A 23007-nucleotide genomic window follows, 5' to 3' on the forward strand; every position below is an offset into this window, starting at 1 on the left:
GCAGAGTTGACGGAGTCCGGCCGCGTCCGGAGCTGAGGGGGCGTCCGAGATCTGATTCTCTGCAGGGGTACACAGGCTGAGAGCCGTCGACGGATAGCATGGTCAGTGAGAACGTGGAAGCAGGATGGAGGATCAACGATGACGGGTGACCGTACTTCTTTCGACGTCGGCTATCAGCAGGACGCTGAAGGGCGCTCAGCGGGCGCCCGCCAGGAGGGGCAGTTCCGTGAGAGCCTGCGGAAGCTGCTTCTGCGCAACCTCGGTTTCAGCGACCGTGAGGAATCTCTTGTGGCCCAGATCGCCGGTGATGTGGGGCTGCGCATCATCGAGGGCGAACTCCTGCCGGGGGACGAGGTGAATTCGGTGGATCTGGCCAAGCAGTTCGGAACGAGTCGTACACCGGTCCGGGAAGCCCTGCTCATGCTGGAGAAGCACCGCATGGTGGAGGTTCCCGCACGGCGGCGCCCCCGGGTGTCGGATTTCCTCGAGGTTCCGGTCAAGGACCTGTATCACGCCCGTGCCCTGGTCACCGGCTTCATGGCTGAGGCGGTGTGCAGGAACTGGCAGGGTACGGACCTGGAACCCATGCGGGCGAAAGTGGCTCAGATGGCCGCCGCCTGCGACGCCGGAGATGTCAACGCCTTCTTCTGGGCCAACATCAGCTTCGGTGAATGCGCGACGTCCATCGCCGGTAACAGTCTCGTGGCAGGCTTCATTGACTCCATCGGCCTGTCCAGTCTGCGTCTCCGCCGTAAGTCCATGACACTCCCGGGGCGCATGGAGGAGTCGACGCGTGATCATCAGCGCCTGATGCTTGCCTTCGAGCGTCGCGATTCCCAGCTGGCCAAGGCCCTGTCCATGGGTATCATCCGGGACGCCTATCTTGCCCTGACCAACGACAACCCCGCCAACTGGCACTTCACCTAGAGAGCTTGTCGACATCCCCGTCGGTGCAGGAGGCCGGACCCGGCGAGAGGTGGGGCCGCCTCCGGCGGAGACCTAGTTCACGAGTTCCTCGGCCAGGGGAGTCTGAATGGCGCCTGCCTCGAGCAGCTGGTCAATTTCGCTGGAGGACTTGCCCAGGACATCGCGGAGGATGTCGCTGGTGTGCTCTCCGAGCGCCGGCGGGAAGGAGTCCCGGCTGCGGGGGTTGCGGCTCAGCTTGATGGGGTTGCCCAGGGTCTTCACGGAGGCCCCGTTCCCGTCGTCAAGCTCCACCACCATCTCGCGGTGCAGGATCTGGGGGCTGGTCAGGGCGAGGTCGAGCGTATTGACCATGCCCACCGGGATGCCGGCTTCATTGAAGAGGGCGACCCATTCGGCGGCGTCGCGCTCGAGGAATGCCGGCTCGAGGATGTCCCACAGCTCCTCCTTGTTTCTCAGGCGATCGCCGTTGAGGGTGAAACGGGGGTCGTCGAGAAGCTCCGGGTGGCCGAGGGCCTGGGCCATCGCCTGCCACATGCGCTCGGTGTTGGCGGTGGTGACGATGTCACGGCCGTCGCCGGCGGTGAACTGGCGATAGGTGGGAATGGCGTCGTGACCACTTCCCTGGGGGCCGGGGACATGCCCGGATTCCAGGTGGTAGGTGCCCTGGTAGGAGAGCATGGCCACCAGACAGTCGAGCATGGAGATGTCGATGTACTCGCCCTGGCCGGTTTCCTTGACGTTATGCAGGGCGGAAAGGATGCCGATGGCTGCGTGCAGGCCCGCTGCGATGTCGCCGACGGGGATTCCGGTGCGGACGGGGCGCCCGCCGCGTTCTCCGGTGAGGCTCATCGTCCCGGACAATGCCTGGACAATCATGTCGTAGGCGGGAAGGTCCCGGTCGGGGCCGCTCTGTCCGAAACCGGAAATGGAGGCCCAGATCAGCGCCGGATTGTTCTCCATCTCATCCTCCCGGTCGATGCCGAGGCGGGAGAGGACTCCTGGGCGGAAGTTCTCCACCACGACGTCGGCCGTCTTGATGAGCTCGCGCACCAGTTCAGTGCCTCCGGGCTTCTTCATGTTGATCACGACGGACTTCTTGTTGCGGTTGATGGTGTGGAAGTAAGCGCTGTCGTCGCGGATGAAGTGCGGGGGAACGGTCCGGCTGAGGTCGCCGGCGGGAGTTTCGATCTTGATGATCTGGGCTCCCATGTCACCGAGTATCTGGGTTCCGTGGGGGCCGGCGAGAAACTGCGTGAAGTCCAGAATCTTGATTCCGTTGAGGGGCCCCTTCGTGGGGGTGGCGGGGGTATTGGTTGAAGATTCCATGAATATCGCTTTCTTTTCCGACGGTGGCGGATAATGATGCAGGTCACAAGACAGGTGTCTAGTGACTTTCCTTTCGGTAACGACAGCTTAGGGCAAATATTCTTTTGTGTCGACACTTGACGAGATGTGGGTCACGTTTGTATGGTCATTGTCATGTTCATTACGCAGTGAGTGCGGGAACAAGTCGACACTAAGAGGTGTTGGCCAACGTTGAAAGGAACAGTTATGCGTCTGGAGAATGAAGTAGCAATCATCACCGGTGGTGGATCCGGAATGGGCCGTACCGGAGCCATCCGCTTTGCTGAAGAGGGGGCCGCAGTAGTGGTTGCGGATCTCAACCTCGAAGCCGCAGAGGAGACGGTGAGGCTCGTTGAGGAGAATGGCGGCCGTGCGGTCGCTGTCCAGGCTGATGTCTCCACCCTCGAGGGCAACCAGAAAGCTGTCGATGCTGCACTGGAGAATTACGGAAGTCTCTCCATTGCCTGGGCCAACGCCGGCGTAGCCACTGCAGTCAAGCCGCTTCTCGAGGCCACCGAGGCCGATGAGAAGCACTTTGATCTCATGCATGCGGTCAACGTCAAGGGCCCCTGGAACCTCGCCCGCGCCGCGATGCCGCACCTGAAGGAAACCAAGGGTTCCATGGTCATCACCGCCTCCCTCTCGGGTCTCACCGCCCGGCCAGGCAACTCCGCCTACTCCGCGACCAAGGGTGCGGCAGTCCAGATGACCCGTGCGCTGGCCATCGAGTTTGCTCCTCATGTCCGCGTCAACTCGATCTGTCCGGTCGCCACCGAGACCCCGATGCAGGATGTCTTCACCCCGGGCGACATGGCCAAGGTCATCCAGCCGAAGATCATCGCCGGCATCCCGATGGGCCGCCTGGCCAACACCACCGACATGGCTGACGCCGCGCTTTTCCTCGCATCACGCGAAGCCGGAATGATCTCCGGTCACAACCTTCCCGTCGACGGAGGCTCCCTGTGCTAAGCACCAAGACCCGAATTGCTGAATCTTTCTACGGCTCCTTCATTGACGGCCACATGGTCGATGAAGGCACCAACCGCACCTTCGACAGCATCAACCCCGCCAACGGTGAGGTCATCACCTCCATCCAGGCCGGCGGCAAGTCCGAGGTCGATGATGCGGTGGCCAGTGCCAAGGCGGCTTTCCCCGCCTGGCGTGATCTCCCCGGCGTGGAGAAGGGCCGTATCTTCCTGAAGATCGCCGAGAAGATCAAGGAGAACACCGAGCGACTGGTGTACCTGGAGTCGCTCGACAACGGCAAGACCCGCATGGACGCCCAATTCGACGTCATGACATCTGCGCGGTACTTCGAGTACTACGCGGGTCTGGCTGACAAACTGGCCGGTGAGACCATTCCGCTGGGGGATACCCACATCTCCTACACCCGCTCGGAGCCTTTCGGTGTCACCGCGCACATCGTGCCGTGGAACGCCGCCTTCCAGCAGGCCGCCCGTGGTGTCGCCCCGGCCCTGCTCGCGGGTAACACCGCTGTGGTCAAGCCCGCCGAGGACACCTCCATCACCACCATCGAACTCGCCCGCATCGCGGTTGAGGCAGGTCTTCCGGCAGGTGTATTCAACGTGGTCACCGGTCTGGGCAGGGATGCCGGTGCCGCACTGGTGTCCCACCCGGATGTCGGACGTGTCACCTTCACCGGTTCCGTCCCCACCGGCCAGGAGATCATGCGTGCCTCCGCCGAGAACCTCAACCCACTGACCCTGGAGCTCGGAGGCAAGTCCCCGAACATCATCTTCGAGGATGCCAAACTGGAGGATGCCATCCGTGGCGCCTTCTTCGCCATCAACATCAACGCCGGTCAGGTCTGCGCTGCAGGCTCTCGTCTCCTGGTGCACAGCTCCGTCCACGATCAGGTGGTGGACAAGCTGGTGGAGATGAACAGTCAGATCAAGCTCGGACCAGGCACTGACGCAGCCTCCCAGATGGGTGCGATCACCACCGCAGCCCAGTTCGAGAAGATCCAGGAGTACCTGGAGATCGGCCGCAACGAGGGCGCAGAGGTCGCCGTCGGTGGCTCCCGCGCCACAGGGGAGAACCTCGACGCAGGACGGTTCATCCAGCCGACCATCTTCGTCAACGTGCAGAACTCCATGCGTATCGCACAGGAGGAGATCTTCGGACCGGTGCTGTCCGTGATCAGGTTCGACACGGAGGAGGAGGCGGTGCAGATCGCCAACGACACCAGATACGGACTCACCGCAGGCGTGTGGACCCAGAACCTGGGCCGCGCACACCGCATGGCAGCCCGGATCCAGGCGGGACAGGTCAACGTCAACGACTACTTCGCCGGTGGTGTCCAGGCACCGTTCGGTGGTTTCAAGCAGTCCGGTTACGGCCGGGAGAAGGGCGTCCACGCGGTCTCCGAGTACCTGCAGACCAAGACCGTGAGCATGAAGCTCTGATGATCACAAGCGCTGAGCAGCAGCACCTCGACGCATCCCTCAGACTCCTCATTGAGCGGTGCAGGTCCCTGACCATTGACGATCTGAACAGCCGTGCGATCATAACCGCCAGGCACAGTCTTCTGGACTGGTTCGGATGCGCGGTGGCCGGAGCCAACGAGCCTGCTGCCCGGCGCTTCCGCGGCATCATGGATCCGGCGCCGGGCGATACCCCGCTGATCGGAACCCCCGACAGTCTCCACTGGCGGGATGCCCTGGTGATCAACGCCTTCAACGGCCACCTCCTGGATTTCGATGACATGCTGCCGTCGTTCTCCGGGCACCCCAGCGCGGTGGTTGTGCCCGCGCTGCTCACCGTCGGTGAGCAGACCGGGGCGGGCGTCGACAAGCTCCTCACCGCCCTGGTCGTAGGGACGGAAGTGGGGGATTGGGTGGCATCCCACGTCCTGCCCGGCCACTATGACGCCGGGTGGCATGCGACAGGCACCCTCGGCACCTTCGCCGCCGCCGCCGCTGTCTGTCACCTGCGCGGACTGAGCCACGATGAATGGATCAGCGCGCTCGATGCCGCAGCTACCCAGGCAGCCGGCCTGAAAGCCATGTTCGGCACACTCGCCAAACCGATGCACGCGGGTAACGCCAGCCAGGCCGGCGTGGTCGCAGCAAGCTTGTCGACGATCACCTCTTCATCGGGCAGGGCTCTTAACGGCGAGACCGGATTCATCTCCAACTACCGCGGTGCCGGTACTGTCCCGCCTGCACGGCGGGAAGGTTTCGCCATCGAGGGGATGCTCTACAAGACCTACGCCTCCTGTTTCATGACACAGGCGGCGGTGGATGCAGGTGCGCAGGCGGCAACCCTGCCCGGGCTGGACAGGGCGCTGATCACCCTCAGCGTGAGCCCGAAATTGGCCGATGTGTGCGCGATCGAGGATCCGCGGACATCGAACGACGCGAAGTTCAGCCTCCATGCCACCTTCGCCCTCTCCGCGCTGGGGTTCGACCTCAGCACGGAGGAGGCGTTTCACCCGGACAACCTGCAGGACCCGGCGTACCAGGACCTGCGGGAAAGAATCACCCTCCGGTTCGACCCCGAACTGGCGGGACAGGAACCGAGAATCGGCGTCCACATCCGGCGGGCGCGCGGGGAATCCTGGGACACCACAGTGGACCGCGGCCAACCTGCCACCGACCTCGCGGCGAGGGAAAAACAGCTGGTGCAGAAATTCACCCGGCTCGTCGAGCCTCACCTGGGCGCCACCCGGACCCGCCTGGCCAGCGACCTCATACTTCATTCCAGCCGCACCACCATCCCGGAACTGACCGCGGCCACCACCCAACCACTGATTCCCGAAACCACGATCTAGGAGCACGAAACCCCATGGAAAGACTCGCACTCGAGGACGTCCACGCCATCGACGTCCACGCGCACGCCCTCAACTCCAGCCGCGGTTGTGGGCATGAGGACAAGGTCGGCGACGCCACCAGGGCGGATCAGGCTGAGCGCTGGAAGACGGATCTGGTCAACATCGACCTGGACGGCACCGCCGAGTACTACCGTTCCCGCAAGATGATGGCTGTGGTGTTCGGCGTGGATTCCGAACGCCACATGGGCGATGTCCGTGTCCCCAACGACGAGGTGGCCGAGGCCGCCCAGCGTCACGATGACGTACTGATCCCGTTCGCCTCCATCGATCCTTACCGCGGCAAGCCGGGCCTGGACGAGGCCCGCGGACTGATCCGCGACTACGGCATCAAGGGCTTCAAGTTCCACCCCAGCGTGCAGGGCTTCGAACCGAATGATCCGATGGCCTACAAGTTCTATGAGCTCATCGAGGAGCACGAGCTGGTCGGCCTCTTCCACTCCGGTCAGACCGGTATCGGCCGCACCTCACCGGGCGGTGGCGGAGTGCGCCTGCGCTACTCCAACCCGATGTACTACGACGACATCGCCGTTGACTTCCCCGGCATGAAGATCATCATCGCCCACCCGTCCTTCCCCTGGCAGGATGAGGCACTCGCCGTGGCGCGACACAAGCAGAACGTCTACATCGACCTCTCCGGATGGTCACCGAAGTACTTCGACGACAAGCTGGTCCAGCACTCCAACTCCCTCATCAAGGACAAGGTGCTCTTCGGATCGGACTTCCCTCTCCTGACCCCGGACCGCTGGCTCGAGGACTTCGCCAAGCGGGAGTTCAAGGACGAGGTCCGTCCGCTGATCCTCCGTGAGAACGCCATCAGGCTCTTCGGTCTGAAATAACTCCATGACACCAGAAAACAGCCACTCCAACATCTGAGAGAGAGCAAGCAGTGAGCGTTATGTCTTCCACCAAGCCAGAAACCACCGGCAACGGCACCGGGAACAAGCCGTTCTCCGTCTACCTCGCACTGAGCGAGAAGGAGTACGAGGTGCCCGCCGACAAGTCCATCCTGAAGGTTCTTGAGGAGGCCGGTGAATCCGTCATCTCCTCCTGCCAGGAAGGCACCTGCGGTACCTGCGAAACTCCGGTGCTGTCCGGCACGGTCGACCACCGCTGCCGCGTTCTTGACGATGAAGAGCGCGAGGCCAATGACACCATGATGATCTGCGTGTCTCGCGCCTGCGGCAACCGACTCGAACTGGACATGTAACCATGGGCACCTTCACCAACCGCACCGCCGTGGTCACCGGCGGCGCCAGTGGCATCGGCTTCGGGTTGACCATCGCCTTCCTCGAGGCAGGGGCCAACGTGGCCATCGCCGACATAGAGGACGCAGCCCTGGACCGTGCCCTGATGGACCTGGAGGGCAGGGGCTTCGGCCCGAACCGCGTGATCGGTGTGCGTACCGACGTCCGCCATGTCGAGGACGTGCAGGCACTCGCCGACCGGACCGTCGAGGCCTTCGGCGCCGTCCACTACCTGTGCAACAACGCCGGCGTGGAGACCGGGGGCAGCTTCGGCAAGATCCCCGAGAGTGCCTGGCGCTGGGTGATGGACGTGAACTACTTCGGCGCCCTCAACGGTTGCCGGGTATTCCTCCCGCTCCTGGAACAGCACCCGGAAACCCACATCGTGAACACCGCATCCGTGGCCGCATTCGCCTCCGGCGCGCCGATGATGATCCCGTACTGTGCCTCCAAGATGGCGATCCTCGGGTTGACCGAGTCCCTCGAGGCGGAACTGCGCACCAACGACAGCAACGTCCACCTGTCGGTGCTGGCCCCGGGACCGGTGAGAACCAATATGACCAACGCAGAACGCAACCGTCCCGCAGACGTCCCCGAAGTGCATGAAGAGGCCCGGAAAGTGGCCATCGCCCAACTGGCGAAGGTCACCCAGGAAGTGGGCATGGAACCATCCCAGGTGGCGGAACAGGTGCTGCAGTCGATAGAGGACAAGCGCTTCTTCATCCTCACCCACCCGGAGATCGCCCTCAAGGGCATTCGTGACCGCCTGAACTGGATGGAAACCGGTGAGGCCCCACCACGCCGGGTCGCCGGGAAATAGAACACCACTAGCCGAGGAAAGAAACTATGACTGCTGCAACCACCCCTGACGTCATCGAGGCCCCCGTCTACGAGGGCGATCCCTTCGCCATGGAATCCCTGCTGGATCCTCACAAGGCGGACGGAGAGGTCCGTGAGATGGGCCCTGTCGTCTACATCGAGAAGTACGACTACTACGCCATCACCCAGTTCGCACCGATGCAGAAGGCCCTGCGCGATTTCCGCCGCCTCGGATCGGGTGATCGTCCCTTCTACGAGGACAATCCCTTCCGCCCGAAGGTTCTCGTTCTGGAGGACCCACCATCACACACCCTGTCCAAGAGCGTGGTGATGTCGGTGCTCTCGGGTGAGAACCTGGTGAAATTCGAGAAGTACTTCACCGCGGAGGCCGAGCGCCTGGTCGACGAGCTCCTGGCCGACGGCCCCGTTGAGATCGACGCGTACCACGACCTCGCCGTGAGGTACGTGCTCAAGGTGTTCCCGGACATGCTGGGTCTGCCGGAGGACGGCCGTGAGCTGCTGCTGAAGTTCGGCGAAGGCGTGTTCAACGTCTTCGGCCCCGCGTCCGATTTTCAGCGCGAGAAGCTGGCGCTGGCAGCCGAGGCACAACAGTGGGTGGAGGAGAACACCTACCGTGACAGGCAGGATCCGAATGGTATCGGTGCCCAGATCTACGCGATGGTCGACGAAGGCAAGCTCGAGGAGGAGCACGCCCGTCAGCTGCTGAAGTCCATCTTCGCCGCCGGTTTTGACACCACCACCGCCTCGATCGCCTCCATGTTCCGTGCCTTCGGTGACAACCCTGAACAGTGGCAGCTGCTCAAGGAGCGCCCGGAGCTCCTGAAGGACGCCTGGGAGGAGTCCATCCGTTACTACCCGGCGTCCCGCTACGGTGGCCGCGCCGCCTATGAGGAGGTGGTGGTCGGAGGAACCCGCATCCCGAAGGGCGCGAAGATCCTCACCATGTGGCTGGGCGCAGGCCGCGACCCGCGCCAATACGACAACCCGGACGAGTTCCGCATCGACCGTGACATGAAGAAGGGCCATCTCTCCTTCGGTTTCGGTATCCACACCTGCGCCGGCAACCTGATCGCCCGCCTTGAGGCCAAGTGCCTGCTCCGTGCGGTGCTGGAGCGTGTGGACAGCATCGAGCTGGCCGGCGAGCCGCGTCGTGCAGTGGCCTACCAGGCATTCGGACACGAGTATGTTCCCGTGCGGCTGAGCCCACGCAGGTAGACGGCATGGAGAGAGTGGTCTCCGGCAGCACTGAATAGAGGTGCATGGTCGGCAGGGTCCGGGTAGTGATACCCGGGCCCTTGTCGTTTGCGCTGTGCAATTCCGTTCACTGCTTCCGGGACTGGGGTTACCCACTTTCAGCCATGACCCGGGTGATCCCGGTACGGGGTCCATCCACAAGGCGCTGAGGTTTGCGCGGGTGGCGCACAGACGGAAGACACCATCGGCAGGGTTGAGCCGGGAGTTGCACTCGCGGGAAGGGCCGGGTCTGCGTCGCCGGGGAAGTGGCAGGTGTGTATTTTGACCTGGAACCATCAGGGAGTCCACGCGGGCCGGACGTCGCGTCACCTGAAACGGCCCCGACCATGAAAATATCCCCGGTTGCCGGAGGGATCCAGCTACCGGGGAGATTGTGCAGGGGGGGGATCAGTCCAGGGAGGTGGGACCGACGTGCTGGCCACCGCCGTCGATGTTGAGAACCGCCCCCGTCACATAGCTGGAGGACTTCGATGCGAGGAAAATCGCCAGGCCTTCCAGCTCCTGCATCCGGCCGGGGCGCTTGACAGCAGACATCTTGGCGAATGACCCGTCGAGTGCCTTGGCTGCGGGATTATTCTTGCGGATGTTGGTCTCGAAGAGTCCCGGTGCGATGGCGTTGACGGTGACGCCACGGGTGGCCAGTTCCAGGGCCGCATTGCGGACAATGCCGATCACGCCCGTTTTTGAGGCGGCGTAGGCGTAACCGACCAGGGGATCGGCACGCACGCCCGCCAACGACGCCGTGACGACGATACGTCCCCGACCTTCTGCGGTCATGTGGCGGCTGGTGATGGACATGGTGTTCATGGCGCCGGTGAGGTTGACGTCAATGACATCGCGCCAGCGGTCGCGGTCGTAGTTGTCCAGCGTCCCGGTCTCGTCGATCGGTCCGGGGCCCGCGGAGATGCCGGCGTTGGCGAATACCACCTGGAAAGGGTGCTGTGCTGCGTGGGTGGCGATTTTCGAGTCAAAATCCTCGTAGTCGGTGATGTCGAGGGCGAGGGCGTGCGTGATGATCCCGTCGTCGATAAGGGTCTTTCTGGCTGCCTCCAGCGGCTCAGGGGTGCGGTCGATGAGCGTCACCTCGGCGCCTACGGCGCCCAACGTGCGCGCGATGTGGAATCCGATGCCGCTGCCGCCTCCGGTGACCAGAGCGTGGGTGCCGGTGAGATCGAAGAGTTCCGTCAGTTTGTTGTTCATGATGCTCCTTTGTGAAATGGGTGTGCGCGGGGAAAGCGGCTGCCTTCCCCGCGCACGGGTGCCGGGGAACTTAGCGGATCGGGGTCAGGGGATCGCCGAACTCGGCCCAGTCACGGTAGTCGTGGATGATCCAGAGCCGGGCATCCTCCTCCTCGACGATCTGCAGGAGCTTCCGGATGCTCTTCACGGCCTGTTCCGGATCGGTGTCGGTGGGGGCGGGAGCGAGCATGTCGACGGCCTCCCGGAGGTGGACCACATCAGCGGAAAGCACGACGTTCTGCCCGGGGAGACGGACCAGGACCGCCATCTGACCGGGGGTGTGGCCCGGAAGGTGGAGCAGTTCGACGGCACCGTCGCCGAAGAGGTCGTGGCGTTCTTCGGTGACCTCGGTCCAGTCGTAGTTCTGGACGTCAGCACCGAGGAAATCGCGTTCCATGACGAGGTGGGCGGACTCGGGGGTCGGGTTCTTGCCGTAATCCAACTCACCGGGACCGATGATGAACCTGGCGTTCGGGAACTGAAAGAGGCCACCGGCGTGGTCGGTGTGGAGGTGGGAGACGATCACGTGGGTGACATCCTCCGGGGTGTAACCGAGCTTGCGCAGCTGAGGCTCGATCGCCTGCTCCGGCTTGGAGACAATCATGTCGGTCTCCGGGCGGTCGCCGAAAAGCAGCGCGGGATCCTCGCAGACACACGGGTGGAAACCGGTGTCCACCATGATCAGACCCTTGTCATGCTCGATGAGGAAGGCGGGCAGCGGAATCTCCACAGGTCCTTCCGCGCCGACAACCATGTGTTCGGCCTGCATGGTCATGTTGGGGGAGTCCAAGCCGTAGAGGACATTGGCCGTCTTCTTTGCGACGCCGGTGGAGGTCCGGGGGATTGCGGAAGTCATGGGGTGCTCCTTCTGTGGGGTAGGGGATTGAGCGGCTCAGGCCGCGGCGGAGATCGCTTTTTTGAGATGGTCACGGAGATCGAAGTCTTCTGCCTGCGCATGGTGCAGAGACAGGGGGATGTTCTCGGTGAACATCCGGCGGACGATGTTCTGGTCCGCGGGTTGGTTGACTGATTCAGCCCCCACCAGTTCACCCTCACGGAAGGCCAGGACGGAGAACTTCTTCTTGTCCGGATCGCCGATCACGGTGATGTCATCGTCCGGGTGGATGACTCCGGTCATCTGCAGGCGGTAACGCCCCTGCGTGGACCAGAACCAGGGGGTGACGGAGTACGGTTCCTGGACGCCCAGGATCTCCTGGGCGACATGTTTGCCCTGGTCTGTGGCATTCTGCACGGACTCCAGGCGCGTGCGGGTGTGTGCCGCGAGGAGCGGGAAGGACGCGCAGTCACCGATGGCGAAGATCCTGGGGTCGGAGGTACGCAGGTGCTGGTCGACGATGATGCCGTTGCCGATACGGAGTTCAGCCTCATCGGCGATCTCCACGTTGGGCTGCACACCGATGCCCACGACGAAAAGATCTGCCTCATACCGTCGCCCGGTGGTTGAGATGACGGTGGTTGCCTGTCCGGAGGCGTCCTTCTCCAGGGATTCCAGTCCTTCACCAAAGCGCATGGTGATGCCGTGCTCGGCGTACCAGTTCTTGAACCTCTGGCTGGTGTAGGGGGTGACTGCGCGGCTCATGGGACGGTCCGCGAACTCCAGCACCGTGACTTCGCAGCCGTGCTTGAGTGCTGCGACGGCGAACTCCATGCCGATGAAGCCTGCACCCACCACAACGACACGTGAGCCTTCGCTGATCCGGGACTTGAGGGTGACCGCATCCTGGAGGGTCTTCAAAGTGTGGACGTTGGTGGCGTCGGCGCCTTCGCAGTTCAAGGTTCTGGGACGGGCGCCAGTGGCGATGACGAGATTCTCATAAGAGAAGGAGTTGTCGCCGGCGTGGACTGTGCACGACTCACGGTCGATGGAGGTGACGGTGGTTCCCCGCAGCAGGGTGATGTCGTTGTCTGTGTAGAAGCCCTCCTCCCTGATGGGGAGGGGAGCGGCCTCGAAGTCGACCTTCATGTAGTCCTTGGACAGAGGCGGTCGTTGGTAGGGGAGCTCCGGGGAGGAGTCGAGGATGGTGATTGGCTGCTGAAGGCCGCCGGCACGGAGGCTTTCTGCAACCTGTACCCCGCCGTGTCCGGCGCCGATGATTACGGTGCTCACTGTCGGTCCCTTTCATTGTTGGCGCCAGTTCACTCAGATGGCATTCTGTCGACACTATGCGAATGTGATAATAGTGTGTCATCGCACACAGTTTGTCAAGTGTTGTGATCCAGGTTGCTGCATGTTCCTATTGCAGGTGGTCTTAAGGGGTGTGGCCGCCTCAATTTCGGCCTGGCGGCGCGGAGTTCTCGGGGCTCTGTAGCTGGCGAGACGCCTGGACAGGTGTCCAAGTGTGTTCAGTACGGGGTGGGGTGCAGGGCAGTGGATCCCCGCAGTGTGATCAAGCTGAAGGCGTCGGACCGGGTGATCTTCCTTCTGGCGGCCCGGGTGTGCGCCCCTGCACGACGGCCGTGACCGGCGGGCACGGTTCCGCCGGGGTGGAAGGGTGGGATATCGCCGGGCTGGTGATCCGTGACGCCGCACCGGGTAGTGCGCTGCACGGTCCAGTCTGCCGCGCCGAGGTAGGCCGAACTCGGGCGGGTTCGGCCGGCGCTGCCTGCAATTTTTGCTCATGCGCCAGTGACCAACGGTTTTCCGACGTGTCTGAATGTTGCTGCGGGTCAGTCCAACTGACTTCCGGCGGAACGAAAGAACTGATGTCAGGGTTTCCTGAACAACCCGATGATGCGGGGGATCGAGGATGCGGCAAAAAGGATGAGAATCATCCGAATGAGCTGGATGGTCACGACTGCCGGACTGGTTCCGGTTTCACTGGAGATGGCGAGCACGGTGTCCATCGCGCCGGGGCTGGTGGCGAGGTAGGCGTCAAAATAGGTGATACCGACCCACCGGGAGATGGGAAAGGCCAGTAACGCGCAGCTCACGATCAGCATGAAGATGAAGATGAGGATTGCCGGAAGCTGAACGGCGAAGTGCTTCAGGGAGTCTCTGGACATGGTTCCGCCACAGAGCCAGCCAATGGACAGGAACGCGATCACCCGGAGGGGTTCGGGCGGATTCATGTTGATCTCCACCGGCAGCACCGCCAACAACAGGATGGTGATGAGCAGGGGGCCGAGGACCGAGGGGACGGGCAGGCGGCCCCGTTTGGCCAGCAGGCCCCCGACCAGTGCCACCAGCACGATAAGAGCAATCATCCACCAGGTCTGATCCACAGTGGAATCCGTTACCCGGGTGGCCTGCTGCTGCTCTCGGGGCAGCAGGCCTGTGACCACGGGGAGGGAAACTGCGACGGCCAGCAGTCGCAGGTACTGGGTCAGGGACACGAATCGGATATCAGCACCGATCTCCTTCGCGATGGCGGGCATGAAGGCAGCGCCGCCGGCCAGCATCGAGATCATCCCGGTCTCTTTTGACACCCTCTTCTGGAACCGCGAGAGCAGATAACCTGTGACCAGGCCGATGATGATGGTGAACAGAGCCACCGCAAGGCTGGGCAGGATATACCCGAGGAGGTTCTCCAGTGTCTCATCGAACAACGGGACCGCAGCGAGAACCGCGACGATACCCGCGCCGAATGAGTAGAGCATCTTGTTCACCCGAAATTCGGAACTGCTGATCAGTGCGGAAGCACCCGCAGACAGGATGCCCGCGAGGATCCAGGACGCCGGAACATTCAGTTCGGTGAACCCCCACCCCATGACCAGGGAAAGGGGAATCACGATCATCCAACGCAGATCCAACCGGTTTCCGGATGTCATCTACGGCCTCCTCGATTATCAGTCACACCTGAACGAATTACCTCTGCTGCTGGCTCGATGTGAACCACACATACGAAAGCGAAGAATCCGACCATGGGGGTCGGACTCTTCGGGCATTCGTAGACGAGCTCCGTTAAGCAGCGGCGTTGCCGCTGGTGACAAGCCAGGTGGCCAACTCGGGGAAGAGCATCAGCAGGCCGATGACCAGCAGTGCGAGCGGGACGCCCAGCAACGCGGCGCTAAACACATTGCCCAGCGTGATCCGCTGGCCCAGATTGACATCCGGATTCTGGGAAATCTTGTGGACGAGGAAGACAAGCACACCCACCGGCGGGGTCAGCATTCCGATCTCTGCCGCCAACACGGTCAGGACACCGAACCAGACCAGATCCACGTCCAACGCATTCAGGGTGGGCAACATGACCGGAACACTGAGCAACATCAGGGAGATCGGATCCATGAACATGCCCAGGATGATCATGAGGACGAGTGCAGCGAGAACAAACTGCGTTGCAGACAGGCCCATCGAATCGATCCACCCGGTGAACAGGAACGGGACACCGCTCAGTGCGAGCATACGGGTGACAAATGCCGCGCCGATCAGGAGGAAGAACACGCCGCCGGTGGCGTACACGGTTCCGGCGAGTGCGCTTCCGATGGTGGAGAAGAATTCGCGGCCCTTGTAGAGGAGGGTGATGAGCATGGCGCCGATGCAGCCGATGGCAGCGGCCTCGGTGGCGGTGAAGAAGCCGCCGTACATGCCGCCGAGGATGACAGTGACCAGAACGGGCAGCGGCCAGACCTGACCGAGTGATGCCCAACGTGCCTTCCATCCCACCGCCGGCAGCTTCTCGCCGGCGATGGACGGGAAGATCATCGCGAGGGTGATGATAGCTATGTTGACCACCAGCGCAAGCAGGATTCCCGGGACGACACCGGCGAGCAGCTGCGGCCCGACCGGGAGGTTGGCGATACCGGCGTAGACCACCAGCAGCAGGCTCGGCGGAATCAACTGGCCCGGGAGACCGGCCATGATCACAGAACCCAGCGCGAGTCGCCTGTCATAGCCCGACTTGAGCATCTCCGGGATTCCGATGCGACTGATCGCGTAGGCGATGCCGATGGTCGAACCACTGGCAGCGGCGAGGCCGGCACCGGCCATGTTCGTGGTGACCGCCAGGCCACCCGGCAGCCAGTTCAACCATGCACGGGCGGCGTCGAAGATGCGGGTGGTGGCTCCGCTCTTCCACAGCAGAAGGCCCATGAAGATGAACATCGGGATCACGGACAGGGACCAGCTGGCGGCATTGGCAGCCGGCAGATCCACCAGGCTCCGCTCCACCACGGAGGTTCCGCTGATGCGCCAGATACCCATGAGCCCCGCGATACCCATGGCGACGGCAATGGGAACCCGCCAGGCCATCAGGGTGAGGAGCAGTACCAGACACACAAGTGCCACCTGGAGTTTGGTGGTCAGTGCACCGGAGAAGATCAGACCGATCTCACCGATCAGGATCGCCGCCATGACGGTGAGGGCGATGGCGGTGGGCTTGCCGGACTTCCGGGTCATGCCGGGCAGCGCCGGGGACGTGACAGTCCTGTTTTCCTGGCGTATTTCCGGGGAGTTTTTTTCCACGGCTTTCACTGCTGATGTCATTTGGCCACGGTCCTTTCAGGTGCACGTAAGTTGTCGGTGCCCTCTGACACCATGATGTTCTGGTTCTCCAGATCGGCGAGAACATCCGCTTCCTCGCCGACGGCTTCCTGCTCGGCGGAAAGGACTGCATCCCTGTTGATGAGGAGCTGGAGGATGTGGGCGACGATCACCAGGAGGAAGGCGAGGCAGGCGAGAGGAACGGCGAAACGGGGAGGCCAAACGGTGATGCCGGTCGAGGAGTCATATTCACCGACCGCCATCTGCTCCAGGGCATTGGTGAAACCCGACCAGCCGATCAGCGACACGAAGATCCCGGTGAAGCACAGGGCCACAATGGCCATGATCTGCCTGCCCCAGGGGTTCAGCCGCTCATAGACGATGGGGAGATCCGTGTGCTCGCCGTAATGCTGGGCCGCGGCCAGGCCGAAGAACACGAGGGGAAGCATCCACCAGAAGGATACGAACTGATTAGTGCCCTGGATCGGCGTGTTCATACCGAAACGCATGGCCACGTCCAGGAACACATTCACCACCATGCCCAGTGCGGCGGCCGCGCCCAGGAAGATGGAGAGCCGGATCAGGATCTTGACCGCAAGATCGAGGCCGCGGATGAGTGCGCTGGACTTCTCCGCCTGAATGTTGTGAGTGGTACTCATGTCAATCCTTCTCAGTGGTGGCCGGGTTAGGAGAGGTTGGTGAAGATCTCTTCATCGAGCTTGTCGGCCCACGGCTGGAGATCCACGGAGCCATCCCCCAGTTCGGTGGCCCACTCCTGGTGGTTGGCATGTCCACCGTCGTATCCCAGGTCCTCCACAATGCCCACCCACTTCTCACGGAGCTGCTCGTACTCGGTAACTGCAGCCTCGGAGTCGGAGACGACCGCCGGAGGGTTGTCAATCATGTCCTGGCGGACACCGTCGAAATGGGTATCCAGCGCCTGCTGGAGATCCTCCCCCGGTGCGTGGTAGTTGAGGGACATGGCATCCTGCTCCTGGTGGAAACGCTTCTGCTCATCGAAATAGCCGGTGTAGTAGATCTTGAGGAACTCCGCACGGTTGTCATCGAACGCCGCCTTCTGCTCCGGCGTGAGGGAATCCATGAAGTCGTTGGAGGATGCCAGGGAGATGGAGCTCCAACCGGGAAAGTCGACCTTGGTGAAGTTCTTTCCGATCTCCCAGAGTCCGAGGCCGGTCATGTCCGGTTCTGCTCCGACGAAGCAGTCGACCACGCCGCGCTCGAAGCCTTCGTAGATCTCAGCGCCGGACAGGGTTACCGGGGTCATGCCCAGTGCGGTCACGGCTTCGGAGTAGAGCTCGCCGCCCACACGGACACGCTTGCCCCGGGCGTCGGCGAGGGAAGTGACGGGATCCTTGCACAGGAGCTGATAGTTGTCATGGTTCTGGAAACGGGGGATCAGTGGGTAGATGCCCTGGCCCTCCAGTTCCTCCGACACTTCCGGGTGGCTGTAGGACCACTCGATGGCCGCGGCAGCGTTGGCGAGCAGGCCGACGACGGGACGCTCATCACCGCCATAACCGAGCTGCGAGGCCCAGGCATCAATCGGGAACGAGGCCGGGGTGTACGCCATGCCCAGGTAACCCAGATCGATGACCCCGCCGGTGAGGCTCGTGGCCACTTCCGGCTGCTTGACCAGTGCATCTGCGAAGTAGTGCTCGAAGGTCAGCTCACCATCAGAGGATTCGGTGACCACATCACCGAACTGGGTCATCGCCGTACTCATCATGTGATCGGGGCCGTAGGGCGGATTCGCTTTGACGATCACGTTATCCCCGGAGTTGGCAGTGTCGGCACTCGCCGATTCTCCTGTCGACATTCCCCCACCGCAAGCTGTGAGCGTCAACGCGGAAACGGTCAGGATGGCGGTAGTGGAGAGCAGTTTACGGGCGAAACTGCTGGAAGGGCGACTTTTGGAATCGACGCGCATGAGTTCTTCCTCTTGGGGTTGATGGGGTGAAGCTTGGTTGTGTCGACAGTTTACGATTGTGACCCCGTTCACGCAAGTGCTTAAGGTCACTTGTCGAGGACTTTTGTTAGCAACATCTCTTGCGCTCTTCTCCCTGTGGGGCAATGCACCTCTCCCTTGGATGGGTGTGCCCGGGGCGTGGTTGATGGCCGACGAAGAGGGCTATGTGTGAAGGTGCAGCTTGTCCGGCTTTTCTGCATAGTTGGCGTGGCCGGAAAGTCCACGGGGACGAGGGCGGGTGGGATTTGCGGAGGCAACTTCAATCTCCGTTGAACGGCGACTGAAGCGCCGCCGGAGTGGGCGCGGTTGGGCTGCGCCCCGAGTTCGGGGGTGGGGCGGGGGAGGGCAACTGTCCACACTCGTCATGCGGTGAAAGCAGGTGGCCTACGCCTGCCAGTATCGGGTGTCCCTGGTGAAGACACGAAAAAACCGCCCGGTCTCCAGATGGAGGCGGGGCGGCTGCGGATGGCCCAAGTGGGCTCCGGAGGTTTCCTAGGCGGAAGGATCCTTGGAGTAGTCGATGACGGAGTACTCCTGCAGCTTGGCCAGCTGATGGCGGGACTCCACGAACCGGACGGTGCCGGACTTGGAGCGCATGACCAGCGAACGGGTGGTGGCGCCGTTGGCGCGGTAGGACACGCCGCGGAGCATGTCGCCGTTGGTCACGCCGGTGGCGGCGAAGTAGCAGTTGTCGGAGGAGACCAGGTCGTTGATGCCCAGGACGGAACCGAGGTCGAGGCCCGCATCGCGGGCGCGGCCGGCCTCGGCGTCGTCGATCGGCCACAGCTTGCCCTGGATTTCGCCGCCCATGCACTTGAGCGCGCAGGCGGTGATGATGCCCTCCGGGGTGCCGCCGATGCCCATGGCCATGTCGATGGAGTTGGAGTCCTGGGCGGCGGCGATGGCACCGGCGACGTCACCGTCGGAGATCAGGCGGACCTTCGCGCCGGCGCGGCGGATGTCGGTGATCAGGTCGAGGTGGCGGGGACGGTCCAGGACGACGATGGTGACGTCGGCGGGCTTGATGCCCTTGGCCTTGGCTACGGCGTTGATGTTGTGGGCGACGGGCGCCTCGATGTCGATGGTGCCGGCGGCCTCCGGGCCCACCGCAATCTTGTCCATGTAGAACACGGCGGACGGGTCGTACATTGAGCCGCGCTCGGCGGCGGCGATGATGGAGATGGCGTTGGGGCGTCCCTCGGCCATCAGGGTGGTGCCGTCGACGGGGTCGACCGCGATGTCGACCTCAGCACCCTGACCGTTGCCCACGCGCTCGCCGTTGTAGAGCATCGGGGCTTCATCCTTCTCGCCCTCGCCGATGACCACGACGCCGTTCATGTTCACGGAGTTGATGAGCTGGCGCATGGCGTCCACTGCCGCGCCGTCACCCTCCTCCTTCATGCCACGGCCGACCCAGCGACCCGATGCCAGTGCGGCCGCCTCAGTGACGCGGACGAGCTCCATGGCAAGGTTACGATCGGGTGCTTCCGGGTGGGGTGCATTCATGTTTAACGGCCTCCTGCGGGCAAGGTATGTGCATGTGACTGGCAGCGGTGGAGGGTGATCCACCCGCCTCCCGGACATTGTTCCACCTCTTGGGCCGGTCGGTGAGGGTTTCCCCACCCGAAAGAGGGGGGTGTGTCACATCTGGTGGGTGAATTCCTGAACGGGCGCTGTTCTGACATACTTGGGGCCGTGTCTGCAGCGGAAAAGCCCAGGATTTTTCAGAGCGGCGGGGATATGGTCCTGTCGCTGCTCATCATCGTCGTTCTCATGGTGGTGAGCGTCGGTGCCACCGGTCTGTGCAGCTACGAACCAGGCACCCCCGAGAACGGTCCTGTCCGTGAGGTCGATGCGCGTACCTTCATGGGGATGGAGGCCAGGGCCTCCGCCTTCCCGGTCCGGATGCCGGAGAGCCCGGAGGGCTGGATCACCAACTCCGCGCGCCGCGGAATGATCGAGCAGACCCCGGCACCGATCGTCGGTTGGGTGACCGCGGAGCGTGGTTACATCCAGCTCACCCAGACCTCGCTCCCGCTTGCCGACGCCGTCCGCGCCATCGACGCCCACCCCCGCGATCTGGACCGGACCATCGACGTCGCCGGCCAGCCGGTGGAGGTCTACCACTCCGAGGAGTCGGATGTCCGTGACCTGTGGGCCGTGGACATGGGTGACACCCGCCTGCTGTTCAGCGGCGCCGGCCGGGAAGAGGACTTCCTGACCATCATCGAGGCGACTGTCACTTCCGAGCCGCTGCCGGGCGTCTAGATCAGTCTTCCGTCTCCGGGGGACGGGTGCTGACCAGCGCCTCCTCCACCCGACGAGCCGCGCCGTCGAGGTGCTCCTCACAGCGCCGGGCAAGCGCCTCGCCACGCTCCCAGTACCGGAGCGATTCATCGAGCCCCATCTGGCCGAGTTCGAGGATCTTGACGGTTTCGATGAGCTCGTCGCGCGCCTGCTCGTAGCTCAGTTCAGACACATCGGGAAATGCGTTCTGACCGGCCTGGCCGCTTCCCACCACGTTGTCGTTCACTGCTTGTCTCCTTGGAAGTTCTAGTCTGCCGGGACCGCGGACATGCCTGCGGCCGTGATGGATCCGTCCGCCACGCGAATGCGCAGCTGGCTGCCCGGAGGAGCCTGACGGATGCTCATGACCACCTCAGGTGGCGTGCCGTCCCGGGGGACGACCTGCACCACTGAGTAGCCGCGAGCGAGCGTGGCGCCCGGACCGAGTGCCGAGACCTGCGCGCGCAACGCCCTGACATGAGCGATCTCGCTCTGCAGAAGATACTGCACGTCCCGTCGGATGAGTGTGACGGCGCCGTCGATTTCTTCTCGACGCCGTCGGATCGGCGTCATCGGGTCCGCGAGCACCGGGCGCGAGCGCATCCCCGCCAGTCCGTGCCGCTCCCGCTGCACCCACCCGCGCAGGGCGGCCGCCATCCTGGAGCGGGCCTCCGCGAGGAACGCGCGCTCTTCGGTGACGTCCGGCACGACCCGTTTCGCCGCATCGGTCGGGGTGGCTGCGCGCAGGTCAGCCACATTGTCCAGCACCGGGTTGTCCGGCTCATGGCCGATGGCTGAGACCACGGGCGTAGCTGCCGCCGCAACCGCCCGCTGGAGGGCCTCCTCAGAGAAGGGCAGCAGGTCCTCCACGCTGCCGCCACCGCGGGCGATGATGATGACGTCGACCAGGGGATCGCGGTCGAGCTCCTCCAGTGCGCGGATGATCTCCGGTACGGCGGTGGCACCTTGTACGGCGGTGTTGATCACCCGGATGTCCACCTCGGGCCAGCGGTCGCGGGCGACCGAGAGGACGTCGCGCTCAGCCGCGGAGCCCCGGCCCGTGATCAGGCCGACGCGCACCGGCAGGTAGGGCAGGCGCTTCTTGCGTGCCGGATCGAACAGTCCCTCCTGCGCCAGTTGGGCACGTAGGCGTTCGATACGGGCCAGCAGTTCGCCGATGCCCACGGGCCGGATCTCCGTCACCCACAGGGAGAAGCTGCCCCGTCCCTCGTAGAAGGCGGGACGGCCGTGGACGACCACGCGGTCGCCGTCGCGAAGCGGGGAGGACATGGACTGGATCAGGTTCGTCGGTGCGGTCAGCTGCACCGACGTCTCGGACTCGGTGTCCCGCAGCGTCAGGTAGGAGAGCTTCCACGTCGGCTTCACATTCACCTGGGTGAGCTGGCCTTCCACCCACGCGGAACCCAGGCGCTGGATCCAGCCCTTGACCTCCGCGTTGAGACGCCGCACCGGCCACGGAGTCTCCGGCGTGGAATGTGGACCGGTCATGTGATGCTCCTGACAATCGGTGTGGGATCAGTGACGCGTCCCAAGTCTAGGCTTAACGGGCCAGGTTGGTTAGGGTGGGGGGCATGAGTGAAGCAGTGAAGAAGGTCCTCCTCGCGGCCCCCCGCGGCTACTGCGCCGGTGTCGACCGCGCAGTGGAAACCGTCGAGAAGGCGCTGGAGAAGTACGGTGCCCCGGTGTACGTGCGCAAGGAGATCGTCCACAACCGCTATGTGGTGGATTCCCTGGCCGAGCGCGGCGCCGTCTTCGTCGAGGAGACCGACGAGGTCCCCGCAGGGGCGCATCTCGTCTTCTCCGCGCACGGCGTCTCTCCGGCAGTCCACGCCGAGGCCGAGCGCCTCAACCTCAACACCCTCGACGCCACCTGCCCGCTGGTGACCAAGGTCCACAACGAGGTCAAGCGTTTCGTGCGCGACGGTTACCAGATTCTCTTCGTCGGTCATGAGGGCCACGAGGAGGTCGAGGGCACCATGGGAGAAGCCCCCGATCACACCCATCTGGTGGATGGTCTGGAGGGCGTCGACAAGCTCCCGGATTTCCCCGCCGACCAGCCGCTGGTCTGGCTCTCACAGACCACCCTCTCGGTGGATGAGACCATGCAGATCGTCGACGCCCTCAAGGAGCGCTACCCGGGTCTGCAGGATCCGCCGAGCGACGACATCTGCTACGCCACCCAGAACCGCCAGGTCGCGGTCAAGGCGATCGCACCGAGAGTCGAACTGATGATCATCGTCGGCTCGCAGAACTCATCCAACTCCAAGCGCATGGTCGAGGTCGCCCTCGACGCCGGGGCGGACACCAGCTACCTCGTCGACTATGCGCATCAGATCGATGAGGCCTGGCTCGAGGGGGTCGAGAGCGTCGGCGTCTCCTCCGGGGCCTCCGTGCCGGAGATCCTGGTGCAGGACGTGCTGGCGTTCCTCGCCGAGCGTGGCTTCGGGGATGTGGAGGAAGTGACCACGGCTTCCGAGAAGATCGTCTTCTCGCTGCCGCGCGTGTTGCGTTCGGCTCGGATTCAGGGCTGAGAAACGTCGGAGGGGCCGGGGAGTGAACCCCCGGCCCC

21 protein-coding genes are annotated in these 23007 nt (G+C 63.5%); 10 read left to right on the forward strand and 11 right to left on the reverse strand.

All coding sequences use genetic code 11. The features are described from left to right. Positions 1-138: 138 nt before the first annotated feature. A complete protein-coding gene (locus CETAM_RS04320; RefSeq protein WP_156227307.1) occupies positions 139-927 on the forward strand; it encodes a GntR family transcriptional regulator in 789 nt (262 codons plus the stop codon). A gap of 72 nt (positions 928-999) precedes the next feature. On the opposite strand, the gene CETAM_RS04325 is transcribed toward CETAM_RS04320, so the two are convergent. Next, on the reverse strand, positions 1000-2253 hold the full coding sequence (locus tag CETAM_RS04325) for a CaiB/BaiF CoA transferase family protein (protein WP_156227309.1): 1254 nt from the start codon (positions 2251-2253) through the stop codon (positions 1000-1002). 225 nt (positions 2254-2478) lie between these two features. On the opposite strand from CETAM_RS04325, the gene CETAM_RS04330 reads away from it, so the two are divergent. Genes CETAM_RS04330 through CETAM_RS04360 form a run of 7 tightly spaced genes read left to right on the forward strand, consistent with a single transcriptional unit; the run spans position 2479 to position 9423 of the window. Continuing rightward, complete coding sequence (locus CETAM_RS04330; protein WP_156227311.1) at positions 2479-3240, forward strand: SDR family NAD(P)-dependent oxidoreductase; 762 nt, start codon at positions 2479-2481, stop codon at positions 3238-3240. After that, positions 3234-4697: an aldehyde dehydrogenase family protein gene (locus tag CETAM_RS04335; protein ID WP_231587579.1), complete on the forward strand. Its 1464-nt coding sequence runs from the start codon at positions 3234-3236 to the stop codon at positions 4695-4697. The genes CETAM_RS04330 and CETAM_RS04335 overlap by 7 nt, the downstream gene beginning before the upstream one ends. Continuing rightward, positions 4697-6064 (forward strand): MmgE/PrpD family protein, encoded by a 1368-nt coding sequence (locus tag CETAM_RS04340; protein WP_156227313.1) that lies wholly within the window; start codon positions 4697-4699, stop codon positions 6062-6064. The genes CETAM_RS04335 and CETAM_RS04340 overlap by 1 nt, the downstream gene beginning before the upstream one ends. Positions 6065-6078: 14 nt before the next feature. Further along, positions 6079-6960 carry an amidohydrolase family protein gene (locus CETAM_RS04345; protein WP_156227315.1) on the forward strand — a complete coding sequence of 294 codons (882 nt, stop codon included), beginning with the start codon at positions 6079-6081 and terminating at the stop codon, positions 6958-6960. Between the two features lie 59 nt (positions 6961-7019). Next, positions 7020-7331: a 2Fe-2S iron-sulfur cluster-binding protein gene (locus CETAM_RS04350; protein ID WP_156227317.1), complete on the forward strand. Its 312-nt coding sequence runs from the start codon at positions 7020-7022 to the stop codon at positions 7329-7331. Between the two features lie 2 nt (positions 7332-7333). Next, entirely contained in the window at positions 7334-8188 is an 855-nt protein-coding gene (locus tag CETAM_RS04355; protein WP_156227319.1) for an SDR family NAD(P)-dependent oxidoreductase, read from the forward strand. A 26-nt stretch (positions 8189-8214) separates the two neighbouring features. Further along, positions 8215-9423: a cytochrome P450 gene (locus tag CETAM_RS04360; protein WP_156227321.1), complete on the forward strand. Its 1209-nt coding sequence runs from the start codon at positions 8215-8217 to the stop codon at positions 9421-9423. Positions 9424-9849: 426 nt separating this feature from the next. Here CETAM_RS04360 and CETAM_RS04365 read toward each other — a convergent pair whose 3' ends face one another. The 8 genes from CETAM_RS04365 to glpX form a co-directional block, all read right to left on the reverse strand. After that, positions 9850-10662 (reverse strand): SDR family NAD(P)-dependent oxidoreductase, encoded by an 813-nt coding sequence (locus tag CETAM_RS04365; protein ID WP_156227323.1) that lies wholly within the window; start codon positions 10660-10662, stop codon positions 9850-9852. Positions 10663-10732: 70 nt separating this feature from the next. Beyond that, positions 10733-11557: an N-acyl homoserine lactonase family protein gene (locus CETAM_RS04370; RefSeq protein WP_231587580.1), complete on the reverse strand. Its 825-nt coding sequence runs from the start codon at positions 11555-11557 to the stop codon at positions 10733-10735. Positions 11558-11593: 36 nt separating this feature from the next. Further along, entirely contained in the window at positions 11594-12829 is a 1236-nt protein-coding gene (locus CETAM_RS04375) for an NAD(P)/FAD-dependent oxidoreductase (RefSeq protein WP_156227325.1), read from the reverse strand. A gap of 599 nt (positions 12830-13428) precedes the next feature. Then, on the reverse strand, positions 13429-14490 hold the full coding sequence (locus CETAM_RS04380; protein ID WP_156227327.1) for an AbrB family transcriptional regulator: 1062 nt from the start codon (positions 14488-14490) through the stop codon (positions 13429-13431). A 133-nt stretch (positions 14491-14623) separates the two neighbouring features. Then, a complete protein-coding gene (locus CETAM_RS04385; RefSeq protein WP_197085793.1) occupies positions 14624-16060 on the reverse strand; it encodes a TRAP transporter large permease in 1437 nt (478 codons plus the stop codon). An 83-nt stretch (positions 16061-16143) separates the two neighbouring features. Next, positions 16144-16803 (reverse strand): TRAP transporter small permease, encoded by a 660-nt coding sequence (locus CETAM_RS04390; protein ID WP_156227331.1) that lies wholly within the window; start codon positions 16801-16803, stop codon positions 16144-16146. A gap of 26 nt (positions 16804-16829) precedes the next feature. Then, positions 16830-17876: a C4-dicarboxylate TRAP transporter substrate-binding protein gene (locus CETAM_RS04395; protein ID WP_231587581.1), complete on the reverse strand. Its 1047-nt coding sequence runs from the start codon at positions 17874-17876 to the stop codon at positions 16830-16832. 747 nt (positions 17877-18623) lie between these two features. Further along, positions 18624-19637 (reverse strand): class II fructose-bisphosphatase, encoded by a 1014-nt coding sequence (glpX, locus tag CETAM_RS04400; RefSeq protein WP_156227333.1) that lies wholly within the window; start codon positions 19635-19637, stop codon positions 18624-18626. Positions 19638-19826: 189 nt separating this feature from the next. Between glpX and CETAM_RS04405 the strand changes: the two genes are divergently transcribed. Beyond that, complete coding sequence (locus tag CETAM_RS04405; RefSeq protein ID WP_156227335.1) at positions 19827-20399, forward strand: DUF4245 domain-containing protein; 573 nt, start codon at positions 19827-19829, stop codon at positions 20397-20399. Between the two features lies 1 nt (position 20400). Here CETAM_RS04405 and CETAM_RS04410 read toward each other — a convergent pair whose 3' ends face one another. Continuing rightward, the gene (locus CETAM_RS04410) at positions 20401-20664 is read right to left on the reverse strand and encodes an exodeoxyribonuclease VII small subunit (RefSeq protein ID WP_156227337.1); all 264 of its coding nucleotides are present in this window, start codon (positions 20662-20664) and stop codon (positions 20401-20403) included. Positions 20665-20684: 20 nt separating this feature from the next. Next, positions 20685-21926, reverse strand: a complete 1242-nt coding sequence (xseA, locus tag CETAM_RS04415) for an exodeoxyribonuclease VII large subunit (RefSeq protein ID WP_156227339.1) — start codon at positions 21924-21926, stop codon at positions 20685-20687. Positions 21927-22009: 83 nt separating this feature from the next. On the opposite strand from xseA, the gene CETAM_RS04420 reads away from it, so the two are divergent. Then, the gene (locus CETAM_RS04420) at positions 22010-22969 is read left to right on the forward strand and encodes a 4-hydroxy-3-methylbut-2-enyl diphosphate reductase (protein WP_156227341.1); all 960 of its coding nucleotides are present in this window, start codon (positions 22010-22012) and stop codon (positions 22967-22969) included. The last annotated feature ends 38 nt before the right edge of the window (positions 22970-23007 follow it).

It is taken from the genome of Corynebacterium comes, assembly GCF_009734405.1.
In the GTDB taxonomy this organism is placed as follows: Bacteria; Actinomycetota; Actinomycetes; order Mycobacteriales; family Mycobacteriaceae; genus Corynebacterium; species Corynebacterium comes.

Bases quoted from the DNA above. Each gene is read 5' to 3' on its own strand.
- CETAM_RS04385 (WP_197085793.1), bottom strand. From the start codon at position 16,060: ATGACCCGGAAGTCCGGCAAGCCCACCGCCATCGCCCTCACCGTCATG.
- CETAM_RS04420 (WP_156227341.1), top strand. From the start codon at position 22,010: ATGAGTGAAGCAGTGAAGAAGGTCCTCCTCGCGGCCCCCCGCGGCTAC.
- CETAM_RS04340 (WP_156227313.1), top strand. From the start codon at position 4,697: ATGATCACAAGCGCTGAGCAGCAGCACCTCGACGCATCCCTCAGACTC.
- CETAM_RS04390 (WP_156227331.1), bottom strand. From the start codon at position 16,803: ATGAGTACCACTCACAACATTCAGGCGGAGAAGTCCAGCGCACTCATC.
- CETAM_RS04345 (WP_156227315.1), top strand. From the start codon at position 6,079: ATGGAAAGACTCGCACTCGAGGACGTCCACGCCATCGACGTCCACGCG.
- CETAM_RS04380 (WP_156227327.1), bottom strand. From the start codon at position 14,490: ATGACATCCGGAAACCGGTTGGATCTGCGTTGGATGATCGTGATTCCC.
- CETAM_RS04320 (WP_156227307.1), top strand. From the start codon at position 139: ATGACGGGTGACCGTACTTCTTTCGACGTCGGCTATCAGCAGGACGCT.
- CETAM_RS04365 (WP_156227323.1), bottom strand. From the start codon at position 10,662: ATGAACAACAAACTGACGGAACTCTTCGATCTCACCGGCACCCACGCT.
- xseA (WP_156227339.1), bottom strand. From the start codon at position 21,926: ATGACCGGTCCACATTCCACGCCGGAGACTCCGTGGCCGGTGCGGCGT.
- CETAM_RS04395 (WP_231587581.1), bottom strand. From the start codon at position 17,876: ATGACCCAGTTCGGTGATGTGGTCACCGAATCCTCTGATGGTGAGCTG.
- glpX (WP_156227333.1), bottom strand. From the start codon at position 19,637: ATGAATGCACCCCACCCGGAAGCACCCGATCGTAACCTTGCCATGGAG.
- CETAM_RS04370 (WP_231587580.1), bottom strand. From the start codon at position 11,557: ATGACTTCCGCAATCCCCCGGACCTCCACCGGCGTCGCAAAGAAGACG.
- CETAM_RS04330 (WP_156227311.1), top strand. From the start codon at position 2,479: ATGCGTCTGGAGAATGAAGTAGCAATCATCACCGGTGGTGGATCCGGA.
- CETAM_RS04360 (WP_156227321.1), top strand. From the start codon at position 8,215: ATGACTGCTGCAACCACCCCTGACGTCATCGAGGCCCCCGTCTACGAG.
- CETAM_RS04355 (WP_156227319.1), top strand. From the start codon at position 7,334: ATGGGCACCTTCACCAACCGCACCGCCGTGGTCACCGGCGGCGCCAGT.
- CETAM_RS04325 (WP_156227309.1), bottom strand. From the start codon at position 2,253: ATGGAATCTTCAACCAATACCCCCGCCACCCCCACGAAGGGGCCCCTC.
- CETAM_RS04350 (WP_156227317.1), top strand. From the start codon at position 7,020: ATGTCTTCCACCAAGCCAGAAACCACCGGCAACGGCACCGGGAACAAG.